General features: G+C 40.2%; 9 protein-coding genes. 8 read left to right on the top strand and 1 reads right to left on the bottom strand.

The window, feature by feature from the left end; all coding sequences use genetic code 11:
• Positions 1-760: 760 nt before the first annotated feature.
• The 4 genes from BLR44_RS06965 to BLR44_RS06950 all read left to right on the top strand — a co-directional run bounded on the left by BLR44_RS06965 (position 761) and on the right by BLR44_RS06950 (position 8,655).
• Positions 761-4,096: a S8 family serine peptidase gene (locus BLR44_RS06965; protein WP_089680609.1), complete on the top strand. Its 3,336-nt coding sequence runs from the start codon at positions 761-763 to the stop codon at positions 4,094-4,096.
• A gap of 335 nt (positions 4,097-4,431) precedes the next feature.
• A complete protein-coding gene (locus BLR44_RS06960; protein WP_089680607.1) occupies positions 4,432-5,304 on the top strand; it encodes a DUF2726 domain-containing protein in 873 nt (290 codons plus the stop codon).
• Between the two features lie 46 nt (positions 5,305-5,350).
• Positions 5,351-7,327, top strand: coding sequence for a hypothetical protein (locus BLR44_RS06955; RefSeq protein WP_143017166.1), 1,977 nt, complete (start codon positions 5,351-5,353; stop codon positions 7,325-7,327).
• A 203-nt stretch (positions 7,328-7,530) separates the two neighbouring features.
• Positions 7,531-8,655, top strand: a complete 1,125-nt coding sequence (locus tag BLR44_RS06950) for a TIR domain-containing protein (protein ID WP_089680603.1) — start codon at positions 7,531-7,533, stop codon at positions 8,653-8,655.
• Between the two features lie 71 nt (positions 8,656-8,726).
• On the opposite strand, the gene BLR44_RS06945 is transcribed toward BLR44_RS06950, so the two are convergent.
• A complete protein-coding gene (locus tag BLR44_RS06945) occupies positions 8,727-9,089 on the bottom strand; it encodes a hypothetical protein (RefSeq protein WP_089680602.1) in 363 nt (120 codons plus the stop codon).
• A gap of 298 nt (positions 9,090-9,387) precedes the next feature.
• On the opposite strand from BLR44_RS06945, the gene BLR44_RS28570 reads away from it, so the two are divergent.
• From BLR44_RS28570 to BLR44_RS28565, 4 genes are all read left to right on the top strand, one after another.
• A complete protein-coding gene (locus tag BLR44_RS28570; protein WP_143017165.1) occupies positions 9,388-10,227 on the top strand; it encodes a hypothetical protein in 840 nt (279 codons plus the stop codon).
• Between the two features lie 373 nt (positions 10,228-10,600).
• Entirely contained in the window at positions 10,601-11,470 is an 870-nt protein-coding gene (locus BLR44_RS06940) for a hypothetical protein (RefSeq protein ID WP_089680600.1), read from the top strand.
• Between the two features lie 96 nt (positions 11,471-11,566).
• Positions 11,567-12,262, top strand: a complete 696-nt coding sequence (locus tag BLR44_RS06935) for an endonuclease domain-containing protein (RefSeq protein WP_089680598.1) — start codon at positions 11,567-11,569, stop codon at positions 12,260-12,262.
• Between the two features lie 427 nt (positions 12,263-12,689).
• Positions 12,690-13,730, top strand: coding sequence for a hypothetical protein (locus BLR44_RS28565; RefSeq protein ID WP_143017164.1), 1,041 nt, complete (start codon positions 12,690-12,692; stop codon positions 13,728-13,730).
• Positions 13,731-14,448: the final 718 nt, after the last annotated feature.

Genomic DNA, 14,448 nt, shown 5'->3' with positions numbered 1-14,448 from the left:
TCATGTACCGCTCGTCGTTGACAATTCTACTCTGTATGGAACCACATCCGAAGATCCACACCAAATCTCTCCTCCTGCTCTGGATGGCATGGATCCTGGCCATTCTTGCCTTTGCCCTCATCTCAGAACCGCCTATTCGGCCATCGCAACCGCTTTCCTCGCTTTCGGCATCGGTCCCGCCGCATGCCCTTCCGCAGTTTAAAGCCCGCTGAGGTACGGCACTCTTTCCGCTTTCACTTGCTTCGCTGGCGTAACAATTTTGTAGTGGACCGTAGCGCTCCTGCGCCATCGGTGACCTCCTACGGCGTGTCCTTCTTGTAGCCTTTTCCTTCCTTTGCGTCGAACCTTACGTCGTAAACGCAACCTTCTGTCGGTCAAAAAAACGCTTTGGATACAGTAAGTAATAAGCACCCTAAAAGAAAGGCGTGCCATTCGCTAACCTACACATACTCATACGCTTACAAATCACATTCTGTGAGAGGTCCGCACAAAAACTGCGCTTTTTTAGCTGAGTCCCTTTCCATTTTCCAAATCTTACTCTAGACGCGTCCACGCCACAAATGCGCAGCACTCCAACCTGACGCCTGATACCTTCAAACTATCAGCCGGTGCATCAGGCAAGCATCCGCAGGAGGTTTAAAAGGGCATTGTCACCCCGTTGGTCGGCCCTTCCCGAGTTCACACATCAGGATTCCCTCTTTCGATACACGCCGCGCGCCACTGGACGGAAGTCATCATAACATTAAAAATAAGCTGTGAAATGAGATGGTCTGTGGGTTTCCTCATTTTCCTTACACTCGTAACTATCCTGTCTGCCAGTGCACTCGCACAACCGACGAAGAAAGGTTCTTCCAAGAAGAATGACCAGTGGGACTACCTGGTCGTAAAGATCGATTCTACGGCCGAAGACCTGCCGTCTGACCTGAAAGCGTTGATTGCCCGCCTGGGGGGCATGAACCGGGGCAAGGCCTTTCCGGCGCTGCACAAGCAGGTGGTACGCAACCCCAAAGCACTGACGACACAATCGTTGAAGCGCACGCCCACACCATTGGACGGCATTTATAACATCGAACTCCCTGCGGGTGCGCTGGCCGAACCAGTGCTGGAAGTGTTGCGGCAACATCCGGCCGTGACCTATGCCGAACCGCACTACGAATACGAACCGCTTTATGTGCCCTCCGATCCGCATGCGCAGCCCGGTACCGGCAACCAGCGCAACATGCTGGCGCTCATCAAAGCCTGGGAAGGCTGGGACGTGCAACAGGGTTCGGACGACATCCTGATCGGGCTGGTCGATACGGGATTTAACCTGGATCACCCCGACCTGAGAGACAATGTGGCCTATAACTTGGCCGATCCGATCAACGGCATCGACGACGACGGCGACGGCTACGTGGATAATTACGCTGGCTGGGACCTTTCGGACGGCGATAACGACGTGATGGAAACCTGGGGCCACGGCAGCCAGGTGGCCGGGATGGCTTCGGCCACATTCAACAACGGCAAAGGCATCGCCGGCATCGGCGGAAAATCGCGCTTTCTGCCCATTAAAATTTACGGTGACAACAACGGCCGCTTCCGTGGCTACGAAGGCATTGTCTACGCGGCCGAACATGGCTGCAAAGTGATTAACCTTTCGTGGGGACGGCGCGGGCAACCTTCCGCTTACGAACAGGACATCATCAACTACGCCGCCCTGACCCACGACGCCGTGCTGGTGGCGGCGGCTGGAAACGACGGGGTACAATCGCTTTTCTACCCGGCATCGTACGACCACGTCATTTCGGTGACGGGCGTCGGCACCGGCAACCGCGCCGACCGGAAAGTCGCCTCGGCCGAATACAACACAGCGGTCGATCTGGCCGCGCCCGGCGAAGGACTCTACAGCACCAACATGAACGGTGGCTACTCCAGCGGCCAGACGGGCACGTCGTTCGCCTCCCCCATTGTAGCGGGAGCCGCAGCGCTGGTTCGGGCACACTTTCCCGAACTCTCGGCCGACCAGGTTGCCGCGCGCCTCAAGCAGTCGGCCGACCCGATCGACCACCTGAATGCGGCATACGCCGGCAAACTCGGCAACGGACGCCTCAACCTCTACCGCGCGCTGACCGAAACCAACCTGTATTCCGTTTCGCTGAAAAGCTGGCAGGTTGCTACCCACGGTATGAACACCGCCTGGCCAGGCGAAGCGGTGCCCATCTGGTGCACGTTCAGCAACTACCTGAGCCCTCTGGAGCGCATCGATCTGCTGCTGACCACCTCGTCGCCCTACGTGACCGTCATCAAAGACGATTCGTACCTGGAAGAAGTCCGCTCGGGCGACTCGGCACGCAATACCACACAACCGTTTCGGATCAAACTGGCCGCCAACACGCCCGCGTGGCACAACGCCACCTTCACGGTGATTTATAAATACGCAGGGCGGCAGGAAGAAGCCCGCTTTACGGTCGCCTTCAATCCCGACTACATCGACCTTTCGGCCGATCAGGTGCTGGCCACCATCACCAGCACCGGTCGCATCGGTTTCAACGACGTGCGGTGGATGCGTCAGGGCAATGGCTTCAAATACCAGAACACCAACTTGTTGCGCGAGGCCGGATTGATCGTCGCCCTTGCGCCGGATCGCGTCTCCGACTGCGTCCGTAACGACAGTTGGTCGTACAACGACGACTTCAAAACGGCCATGGGCGTTTATCCGGCAAACACAACGGATCGGCAACTGATCAATTCGGTACTGACCGACGAAGCCGCACCCGGCACCGCGGGCGTGCGCGTCACACAACGTGCTTACGCCTGGCAAGCGGCTCCCCTCAGAAATACGGTGGTGATGGAATACCGCGTAGAAAACATTACGAATCAGGACTTTGAAGATCTCTACGTAGGACTGTACGCCGACTGGAACGTGGGCGTCGACGCGCAGCGAAACGGCGTGGCCTGGGACGCGTCCCATCAGCTTTCGTACACCTACGACCAGCAAGGCGGCAGTCCCCTGGGAGGCATTGCGCTCCTCTCGCCCCAGCAACCGACCAGCTACGCCTTGTCGTTCGAGCGCGAAGAAGGACCCATCATCTTGTACGACGGCCTTTCGAAAGAAGAAAAGCACCAGGCCTTTACCAACGGAACCGACTTTGCTACGCTGGAAGGCTCCGACGTGTCCAACATCATTGGGGCGCGGGTCGCCCACCTGAACCGCGGCGAAAGCGCCACGATTGCGTTTGCCTTGCTGGCCGAACATAACCTCGACGAACTGCAAGCCACGACCGAACTCATTGCGCAGCAATTCCGTCGGGAACACACCGGACCGGTGCCGACGGGCTCGTCTACCGTTTACGAAGGCGATTCTGCCCAGGTGCAACCGCGGAAGGGCAGCCGCTTCCGCTTCTATTATCATCCGGACGACAGCCTGCCGTTCTACGAAGGCGCGCAGGTGGTCACCACGTCGTTGCAGCGCGACACGGTCTTTTACGTTTCCAACACCGATTCGCTGTTCGAAAGCAAGAAAGCCACTTACCGAGTCAATGTGTTGGAACCCGGTGTACCGCTGCCCATCGAGCTGACATCGTTCACCGCTTCCGCCGAAAACGAGGCCGTCGTGTTGCGTTGGGTCACCGCCTCCGAAACCAACAATGCATTCTTCACCGTCGAGCGCTCGGCCGACGGGGTTCACTTCGAAGCGCTGGGACGCCTCGACGGAGCCGGAACTTCGCAATTCACCCATTCCTATCATTTCACAGACCCGTCTCCCCTGGGTGGCCTTTCGTACTACCGACTGCGCCAGACCGATTACGACGGCGCTTCCACGACCTCGTCGTTGCGCAGCGTACAATTCGGACGTAGCGGCACCTTTTCGGTCCGGGCTTTCCCGAATCCGACACGCGGCAGCTTCAATCTGGCGTTGCGAGAGCGCAAAGATCCGGTGTGGTCAGTTACGCTGGTCGACATGACGGGGCGGCAGGTATACCACGCCAGTTTCACCGAACCGGTAGCCCGTCAGGAGGCTCATCGCATGGAAAATCTTTCTCTACAACCCGGTGTGTATTTGCTTCAGGTCCGCAGTGGCCAGGACGTAAGTACCCAACGGCTGGTCGTAGAATAAACGCAAGTAGTAGTAGTGCTTTTTATAAGCAAAACGCCGTGGGCCTGAGCAACCCACAAGCTTGATTAGTAATCCCTTGTAAGTCAATTACTTGCAAGGGATTTTTGTTTGTAGGTACAACATAGGTACAACATTTTGATATTTACTTTTGTACCTTCCCCTTCATCATTCAAAGCTGAACACACCATGAGTCCATCTAGTAAAGGCTGTTGTAGCTTGGACTAGATAGACTTCACTTGTATTATTTAATTAGATTTCATGAATCTGTTGATTTGCAATTAGGCATCTATTACATTAACAGGCTGATCTACTTTTAACCTCTTTATACTCAGCTAATGAATGTTATATCAAGATACGATAGGGAAGAACTCTTTAAATTAATTCAGGCAAAGTTATGGCGTGAAGTTATAGAGCTATTCAAAAATAATAAGATCTACAAGCAGATTAGGGAAGATCCTATCGCAAATAGAATCTTAGAAGATGTTTTTATAAAGGAATTGATATTAGGTAAATCCTTTTCAAGTGAATCTAATCATGTTCACTACTTAGAGCAATTTTATTTGCTACATATGACACCTGGCTTTGACTTCAAATTAGATAAAGACGATTTTGAGAAGTTGGTAGTTAAATTAGCTACTGAATACTATGAAGCAGAAAGATTAAAAGAAGCTTATCAATACGCAAAGAACTTACCCAGTCATTTCTTTTGTAAACAGGTGATAGAAGAGTTTAAAAGAACTCAGCCTGTTAATGTGAAACACTCGCAATCAGATTACATTCATCTAACAGAGACACAAGGAGAATCAGAAATAGATCACACAATAAGTTTATTCAAATCTGAACAAGAATACTTATTCTTTAGAGCGTTGAGGGAAGCATTCCCAATGTATGTTGTTTTTCCAAATATTGCACTGAGTTCGATTATAAACTTTGAAGCAATTCAAGGGCTACTACAACAAAAAGAGAGAAGTTTCTTCTTCAGGTCATTGATTGATTGTGTTGTATTAGATCAAGAGGAGTTTTATAAGCCTAAATACTTTTTTGAGCTTGATAGTATTTTTCATGATTCAGACAAGCAGATTGAGAATGACAAGATGAAAGATAATATAATTAGATTGGCTGGACATAAGTTATACAGGATAAGATCTAGAGGGAAAATTATTTCAGAGAAGGACTTCTCAATCTTAATTAGAGATACGGTAAATTAATTTTGATATTGTATATAATAATTGTGTGAGTGTATAAACTAATACTATGAATCCAATAAGAAAAGTTTTATTGAAAAAAAAGGAAGCCAATCCATTTAGCGATAACTTTGATAAGAAGAAAGCATTTGAGTCTATTATAAAAGAATTGGCTAAAGATAGATTATTTAACGATGAAAGTTTAAAAATGCTGGAGACATTGAATGTCGCAGAAGCACTTCATGAAACTTTTAAGAAGGTTTTCAATTTTCTAAAAATACATATTTTTAGATCAAGCATATCAATAGATGACTTATTCAATTATAGCATCGCGTCGTTCAATAGAGAGCTACTTATCGTTTCCAAAAATATATCAGAAAGTACTTCAAATTTAGACATTATCAATCTTCAAGACTATTTTAAGCATAAGAGTGAATCAATTGATCCAAGTATAGGAAAAATAAACACTGGATTAGCTTTGGAAAGCAACCTTGATGGCGTAGGTATTTTGTTAAATTATGCTCGCTACTTCAAAGATGAGGAAATAAATGAAAGTGAATCTAGAGAAGATATAGAGACAATAGGTGATATTTTCAGGATGCAAGTTGTGTCAACTTTTTATTTTGTATTAAAAAATGAATATGATAGATGTGTTTGGAGGGATGGATATAGTAGTCTGAGTGGCAGAAAAATACAATTTAGTTCTCTAAATAGAGAAGAATTGCTATTGGATAATATTGGATTTTTTAGGATGCAGCAGTATGCATTAGCATTTGATTTAAAAACTAAGGCACTCATCCAAAATAACGAGTTACTAGGTAAACGAATATTGGAACAATCCTTGCTCAATAAAAGGAAATCTCACATTTCAAGTATCGAAGTAAATGAGGGTTACATTAACTATGAATTATCAGATGGAATTGATGCTGAAGATACATATTTTGATGTATCCAATGTTAACTTCTTAGGTGCTTTCTACAGCTTCTTAGAAAACTATCCTTTACCAAATTTCACGAATTTAACTTTGTATGATTTAAATGCTCTATTTGATGTTCTTCAATCTCTGTTGAGAAAAGCGATGAATATCAAAATAGTTGACGACTCGGTTTTTGCTATAAAAGATTTCCAGAAGCTTCCATACAAAATAAAAAGAAAAGCACTAATAAAATATCTTATAAGTAGAACCACATATACTGAAGTCCAAGTTTCGGAGTTTATTGATTTAGTGAAAAACGAATCCCAGTCTAGAATTAATTTTTGGGAGTATCCTCTTGTTGAAGTTAATGATGACTTACTTTGCCCAATTTTGCCCATAGTTTACTCAAATAATATTGTGCTTATTGATAGATGGTTAGAAGATGGGGGTGTGGATTTAGATACTCGAGGCAAATTATTTGAGAAGAAAATTATAAATAAATTGAAAGACGCGTTGGATGAAAAAGGATATGATTATTCTATCCCTGACAAGGCAATTTTTAAGTTAGAAGATGGAAGTTTTGAAGAAATAGATTTTGTAGTTAATCTGAAGCATATATGTGTTTTTGGGGAAGTAAAATGTATTAAGTTTCCCTTAGGCCCTCGTGATGAGCATAATGCATTAAAAAGATTGAGAGATGGAGCTGTACAGATTAATAGAAAATCTAGCTTTGTTATTAAAAATATTGATAAGTTTAAATCAGATATTGGAGATATTGAGCGCAAAGAGATACTTACAATAGTTGTTACTAATTTTCCTAATTTTAGTGGAAGGATATTTGATAATGTAGCTATTGTTGATTATGTTATGCTGTCTTCTTATTTTAATTCTGGCAAATTAAGTACTTTTATTGCCTCGAAATCAGAAAGAGATGATTTTTTGATTAAAGTAGTATCTGAGAAGGTACATTACAAAAGCGAAGAAGATTTCTCTAAAAACATGAAGTCGTACTTTTTCTCGCCTCCTGCTATTGATGAGTTAAGAGGGCTGTTTGAGTATACTAATAACAAGTTATCTTTTGACTTTATGGATTGCGATATTTACTCTGAAGCTATCCAATATAAAGATTAAATCAGAAGTAATTATTGTGAGTTATTGAAATGATATAAGTCTCATTTTATTGTCCATCTAATACAATCTATTGTGGTTTGGACTAGATAGACATCAAATTGTATAGTGCTGAACATGGGGAATCAAAGCAAATCAAATATAAATACCTTTGCCTTTATATTCACCAAAAATAAATATATCAGACTGAATCGGAACTGGATCTTATGAAACTATCAAGAACATATAACAGGAAAAAGCTAGAACTGACCTCTTTTTACAACCTAATTGATCATATCTCGCAGCTATCAGGTGAAAAATATTCATCTTCTTATTCTATCGAAGTAGAAAATGATGAATATACATTTGATACAATAGAGGAACTTAAGTCGAAAATTCATCTCAAATATAAATATATAGGTGCAAACATCTACTGGAAAGGTGTCGCATTTGCATACAATTATTTTAGTAATCACAAAACTAAAATTGAAATTAAGGGACACAAAGAATTAATTGACAGTGTTATAGAGTTGCTTGATGAAAGTATTTTTGTAGAGGAGAAAGAGGATGCTCCTAGTAATAGTTTGCAGAAAGGCAAAACCTTTAAAGGAGTATTTATTGATAGAAGAGACATTAAATCTCTATTGGAAGAGCATTTTAAAGATGGACAATACTCAACATTAAAGACCAAACGAAATAACGAAAGATGGGAATTTGGAAATTTGAATGATTTTCTATCTTACTATGATAAGGAGTGTGATGAATTTTCAATAAACGTATCTACTTCTAAAGTATCATTGTGGTTAGATTCCCATTCAAGATTTGAGCTAGTGGTGATAGTTCGTTCAACGTTCGCACATCTAGTTAGATCAATTTTTTCAGAAGTGGAATCATTGGTGTCTAAATCACATGTTGAAATATCAAAGGATATAGCAAAAGACAAAATAGTTGTGTTTATAGGCCATGGAGGAAATAAGCAATGGAGGGAATTGAAGGATCATCTTAGTGATTTGCATAATATTAAGGTTGAAGCCTTTGAATCTGGTGCTCGTGCTGGGCATCATATAAGAGATATATTAGAAGATATGTCTACCAAGTCTACTTTTGCGATTATGGTAATGACTGGAGAAGATGAAACAAAAGATGGTAAAATGAGAGCAAGGCAGAATGTAATCCATGAGATTGGATTATTTCAGGGAAAGCTAGGGTTTAATAGAGCGATTGTTGCAATGGAAAATGACACAGAAGAGTTTTCTAATATTAATGGTGTTCAACAGTTAAGATTTAGCAAGAATAACATAAAAGAAATATTTGGTGATGTCGTTGCAACTATTAAAAGAGAATTCGATTAATTTTATAGTTCACTGATACATTAAAATATGTTTGATTAAAGGCAGCTCCATTGTTAGAACTGCCTTTTCTGTTAGTTATTATAATTCAGCTTCAATAGCTCTCTCTGCATGGCTATCAAGCTACCTCCTGCTGGCAGATAAGAAGGCTGATACGAATACCTGAAGTCTAAAGTGATCTCCCGCTTAGTATCAGGTATTACGTACGTATAAGGCTCTACCTGCTCCTTTATGATCCTACCTGGGATCTCCTTCCCAAGCATCTCCTTACAACTCTTCTCATTGAATGTGCAGGCCATTGTGGTCTTGATTCTTGTGGCATAGTACCTACCTGACTGTTTGGACTTCACCATTTCAATATGCCCTTCCAACTTCAGGATAAAGAATTTCTTCCCATCCTTGTTTTTGCAAGGTTTGTAATCTACTACTGTTAACATAGCTATACACTTTAATCTGTTAGATCGAAGGCAGAACCTTTCTGCTAAGTATAGCTGTGGGGTGATGATGCTTTGTTTAAAAGGGGCGGTTGGGGAAGTTGAATAGTTAAGGGGGGGGGGCTTTAGGTGGTAAGTAATTGCGCTTACGAGATTTAAACAGTAAATATTATTACAAATTTCACTAAACTTTAAATGAAAAAAATATTATACAACCAAGGTGCATTGAATGAAAGTTTTTTTACATTGCTTCTGTTATAAGGTTTATATAGTATTTGTCTACTTAGCACACTATAATATAATGGATCTAAAGAAACATGGGTTTGTAATTGTGTCTTTAGTACTAGGAGCGTTTTATTCTATTTTATGTTTGTTTTTTTTTAATAGAGTTTTTGTAGGGGTTACTACTATTTACTTTACATTACTATCAAGTTCCTTTTTTCTTTGGCTAGAAACCAGACAAATTGAGATTGCTACGAAGGCTCAATTTATGCAATTTCTTTCAAATAGGTTTAATAAGGTAAGATGTAGAAACCTTGTTTGGATAAAAAAAGCCATCTCTATAAATCGGGCACTAGAGGAGCTTACTTCAGGCAGAATAGAACTTAGTCCTGATGAATTAGATGATTATACAATTGAAGTTTTAAATGCATTGGTAAGAGAAAATACTCCAGTTAGATATTGGGCAACTCACAATATAAACAATTCTAAAGATATCGAGGTCTGGGGTGAGAAATGTCCTTATCGTAAGTATATGAATGAATTTATTGAACCTCAAAGAAACATCTTGAACAGAGGAGGTGAAGTTGTTAGGATCTTCATTGTATCAAAAGACTATGCTTCTTATAATAAGAATAGTTTAATTAGTATGCTCGAATTTCATGACAAATACTACGAAAACACGTTACATAAAGTAAGTACATTAGTATATGTGCCAAGTCAGAAAAAAGTATCAGATAGTGACTTTACAGTTATAAATAACGATCTGGCTTTTGAGTGGATTCGATCTAATGATCGAGAGTTTAATTATAGTCGAGGATTTTGTTATTCAGGAAACAAACAAAACTTAGAAAAGTATATCTCAAACTTTTCTAGCATGAAATCTAAGTCAATATCAAAGGAGCGTATAATTACACTGTAAATAGCGTCATATGAGAGATGAGTTTTAGTACATGAAAGATCCTTTGAGATTAATATTATATATATTAATGATATATCTTCTTTTAATTAATTATTTGTTTAATATATATAACATTGATAGTCTATAAGTTGCTTCTTTTATTAAAGTTTTTTTATGTAAAAGTATAACTATCCATTCTCTCACTTACTAACAATTCGTTATTAATAGTGTCTATCGAGTCTAATTCATAGTAGTTTGGACTAGATAGACATACCTCTTAGAATTTACATTAGTAGAGGTTAGGTGATTTTATCAAATACATTACTTCACTGATGATTTGTAGACGTTGTTTCATAGCTTGTGCGACTTGTTATGAATCACCTCTATAATCACTATGAGAAAGATAAGCACCTCAGCATTAGCCAAAACACTTGATACTGTAAGTCGAGAATTATTCAACACACTTTTTGATCAGAACTTCATCTCACGTCAAGGAGATCAATGGGTATTAACCAGCAAAGGAGAAGAATGTGGTGGAGAGGTGGTTATCAGTGATAAATATGGGCAATACATTGTATGGCCTCCTGACTTCAATCCTTTACAGTTTAGTAATACTGCAAGGCAGGATCTGATCAATGCTACTTCTGTGGGTAAGGAATTCGATTTATCCTCTCAGCGAATGAACTTAGTATTTGCTGAGATTGGCTGGATTGCAAAAGGAGTGAAGGGTTGGGAAATCACAGATCTAGGCAAGAAAGTAAGAGGCGTACAAATAGAACATCAGTCAGGAGGAACCTTCGTGATGTGGCCTACTGATATACTATCACACAAAGTACTCCTTCGTTCTGTAGGTAATGCTGAACAACTGCCTACTGAGCAAGGTACTGAGCTGAATGACTTCAGGCAAAAGTTTCCCGCCAATCTACGCGCTAAGGATGGACATCTAGTACGCTCTAGAGCTGAAGTAATTATTGATAATGCCTTATATGACTATGGGATCGTTCATGCTTATGAAAGAAGGTTGCCCCTGGAGGAAGATGTATATTCTGATTTCTATGTCCCTAATCAAGTAAACAAGAATCCTTTTTACATCGAGTATTGGGGTTTAGAAAATGATGCAAAGTATCAGGAGCGTAAGAAAGTAAAACAAGCTGTCTATGCTGCTAACAACCTCAACCTTATTGAACTCGATGATAGGCACATTGAAAATCTGGAAGATCATCTTCCTAAGATGCTGTTAAAATTCGGGATTCGAGTTGATTAATAACATCATATAGATGGAGAGGTTGTCACATGTATTTTCAGGCTATCTCCCTATTAAAATCCATCAGTACATATAGTCAGGATTTACTAAAGAGATATGGGAATAATACCTGTAAACATTAAAAAAATAAAGATGAACGATTCACTAGGGCTATCTAGTGAGAAGGAAGAATTTACTAGGTATTTATTCCAACTACATGAGAAAGGGCAGCAATGGGATAAGACCATTATTTGTGGTAGGGATGATCTCTTGAAGTTAAGGAATGAGATAGATACGATACTAGAATCAACTAGTACGGCAGAAGTATTAAGGATTACAGAAGACCAGGCACGAGTAGTAGATGAACATTACAAAGATGATTCCCTTTGTTCAACTTGTGCCTATAAGTTAACTCCTAGCTGTAAACAATGTCTGTTTGTATTGCAAAGCCCACTTGAAAGACAACTTTATTTGGAACTCTTAAAGTCATACATAAGCTTCCAGCCACAGTACCCCTTGAATTGGTATGGTAAAAGCATTTCAGTAGCTGGAAAGACATATAGAGACAAACACAATAACTTCAAAGAGGTAATGACTATCGTTGACTTCTATATAGAGAAGCGTGATACGAAGCTATGCGTGTATACTGATGGCCATACCTATCACGAGAGAACAGAAGATCAAGCACTGAGAGATAGGAATATTGATAGAAAGCTACAAGAGCTTGGTTTTAAGGTGCTTAGGTATACGGGAAAAGAGGTAAGGGATGATACAACAAAAATTGTGAGCGATATCAAGAAATGGATTGAATGATGACCTATGAAAAGTCTATTCAGTCCAGGCTACTACAGCATGGACTAGATAGCCATATAGTTTTACTCATAAACCCCTTTGATAGGGGTTTTTCTGTTTATAGACCTTCACGTTTGTATCTACTCATGTAAATATTCAGCCACATAAAGAAGGTGGGTGGAGGGCTTCACACTTACAAAGGGGGGAGTATGTGGTAGTAAGCACCTGTCAGGTTCTGCAAATAGAAATGCAGTTTAAGCTATTGTATTATGTATAGTATGTATGCAAGATGTGGGAAGGTAGATTTTCTAGGGTATTGAGTAAGCACTAGATAGACTTCATAAGAAAAAGATTGAATAAAAAAATACTGAAAAGTAAGTATTGACAGCTGTATAATAATTTATCTTCTTAGGGCCTGTTTTAATTACAAAAAATATCTACACATCTTATGAAATATTTATTTTCTTACTTTTTAATATTCTTTCTTTTTTCAAACCTTATGGCTCAGGATGTTATAACTGATTCAAAAGGTAATTTCATCTTTGGTGTGCCGACCACTACAATTCAACCTGAATTGTCATCAAAAAATGTTGGATTTACTGCGCCTATACATCAGTTCTATAGGAAGATGTATTATGTTCTTGATGCAAATTCAGGAGATACAATAAATACTATGGCTAAGTCTCAGATACTATTTTTTAAAGCCAATGCGGTAAATAATTCTAAGTCAACCTTAATTTTTGACAAAAAAACAAATTACTCCCCAGTAGTTGAACTGGGATATTCATGGGGGTTTGACTCTCTAATTAATCCATCTGCAAAGGCCGGATTTTATTTCACATATTCAGTTTCAGCATTTGGTGAGTACCAGAATTTCAATTATTACGATACAATCAATGATTCTTTTTCCAATAGTAAAACAAATAGGTTTAGCCCTGGTATAAGAGGAAATTTATCTATTTTTCGTAGCACAAAATTTGTAATTTCCCTCTCAGCAAGCTATCAACATTCCATAGCTACTGACAACTTAACTTCTTATCAAAACAGAAGTAACACCTTTTATATAGATGATAATGTAGCCTCTAACGGTACTAATGATGGCTATTTTTCTCCAATTGACCCTACTAGAAATTATAGACTTTCGATTTCTTTGCCACAGTTCTGGATTTCATCTAGCTTAGGGTCCAAATTACCCTTCGCCTTAACTCCTTACTATTATGTAAATATTTCTGACGTATATATTCCTAAAAACAATTTTGGTATTGTTTTAAGTTTTCTTAGTAAAAAGTTTGACAGATTTGATAGAAATAGCAATGGTAGCTTTAATAGTGAGGCGCGATTTGCATTTGCACAAGCGTTTAATATTGGTTACAACATAGTCAGTGCAGGTAGTAAAGATCCTAATTACTTTTTTGTATCAGGAACATTCAGCTTGAATACAATAAAAGATAGAATCGTAAAAGGTCTTCCTAGACCAAAGAAAAAATAAAATTACCACAGAACTTCTTATATCATTGTGATCAACTCAATCTATCATTTGAGATAGATTTCAGTTGTAGGCTTGAGTCAGTGAAAGTATATAGCTTAGTTAAGAGCGTGTTTGGAAATATGTTCAGCGTTTCGTAGAATGGCAAAACAATCTTCTATTAAGCTTAGATAAGCATTACGCGCAAAAGGTTTCTTCTACGCTATGAAGTCTAATTCGTCCAACCCGTTTTTCTTTTATTTGAATTGAGATGGACATTGGTTAATATTCTGATAATCAGTAAGTTAAAATACTTAATAGACGGTAAGTGATTATGAATAGATTTGTGGCTATATGCAAAGACCACTAATTGGTTGCAGGGAGTACAAACTCGTAGGGGCATTAATTGCTTAGCTGACTTGACATGGAGGCGAGTTGCAACACGAGTAAAACCTATGCTCCTGATACTGATGAATAGCTTACGATTTGTTGCATCTTCTAACAAAAAACGTTAGAACATCTCAGAGCAACCAAGCTGACATACCACTATCAAAGACAATAGCATTGCTATACATATTGGTGTTTTATGTATGCTTATGTTAGTAGATATGAAAAGATTAAGCTATACAAGCTCGAACATAAGGCTTAGAGAAATCTCCTAAAGTAGTAACAGCAATATAGATTGCATTTTGATCTATTTCAGGGGAAATTGCCTTCAGTATCATGAGCTTATATAGCTTTA

This window comes from Catalinimonas alkaloidigena (assembly GCF_900100765.1).
Taxonomy (GTDB): Bacteria; Bacteroidota; Bacteroidia; order Cytophagales; family Flexibacteraceae; genus Mooreia; species Mooreia alkaloidigena.
Note: the sequence above shows the minus strand (reverse complement) of the source record. Positions and strands in the feature narration are given on the sequence as shown.

Bases quoted from the DNA above. Each gene is read 5' to 3' on its own strand.
- BLR44_RS06965 (WP_089680609.1), top strand. From the start codon at position 761: ATGAGATGGTCTGTGGGTTTCCTCATTTTCCTTACACTCGTAACTATC.
- BLR44_RS06960 (WP_089680607.1), top strand. From the start codon at position 4,432: ATGAATGTTATATCAAGATACGATAGGGAAGAACTCTTTAAATTAATT.
- BLR44_RS06955 (WP_143017166.1), top strand. From the start codon at position 5,351: ATGAATCCAATAAGAAAAGTTTTATTGAAAAAAAAGGAAGCCAATCCA.
- BLR44_RS06950 (WP_089680603.1), top strand. From the start codon at position 7,531: ATGAAACTATCAAGAACATATAACAGGAAAAAGCTAGAACTGACCTCT.
- BLR44_RS06945 (WP_089680602.1), bottom strand. From the start codon at position 9,089: ATGTTAACAGTAGTAGATTACAAACCTTGCAAAAACAAGGATGGGAAG.
- BLR44_RS28570 (WP_143017165.1), top strand. From the start codon at position 9,388: ATGGATCTAAAGAAACATGGGTTTGTAATTGTGTCTTTAGTACTAGGA.
- BLR44_RS06940 (WP_089680600.1), top strand. From the start codon at position 10,601: ATGAGAAAGATAAGCACCTCAGCATTAGCCAAAACACTTGATACTGTA.
- BLR44_RS06935 (WP_089680598.1), top strand. From the start codon at position 11,567: ATGGGAATAATACCTGTAAACATTAAAAAAATAAAGATGAACGATTCA.
- BLR44_RS28565 (WP_143017164.1), top strand. From the start codon at position 12,690: ATGAAATATTTATTTTCTTACTTTTTAATATTCTTTCTTTTTTCAAAC.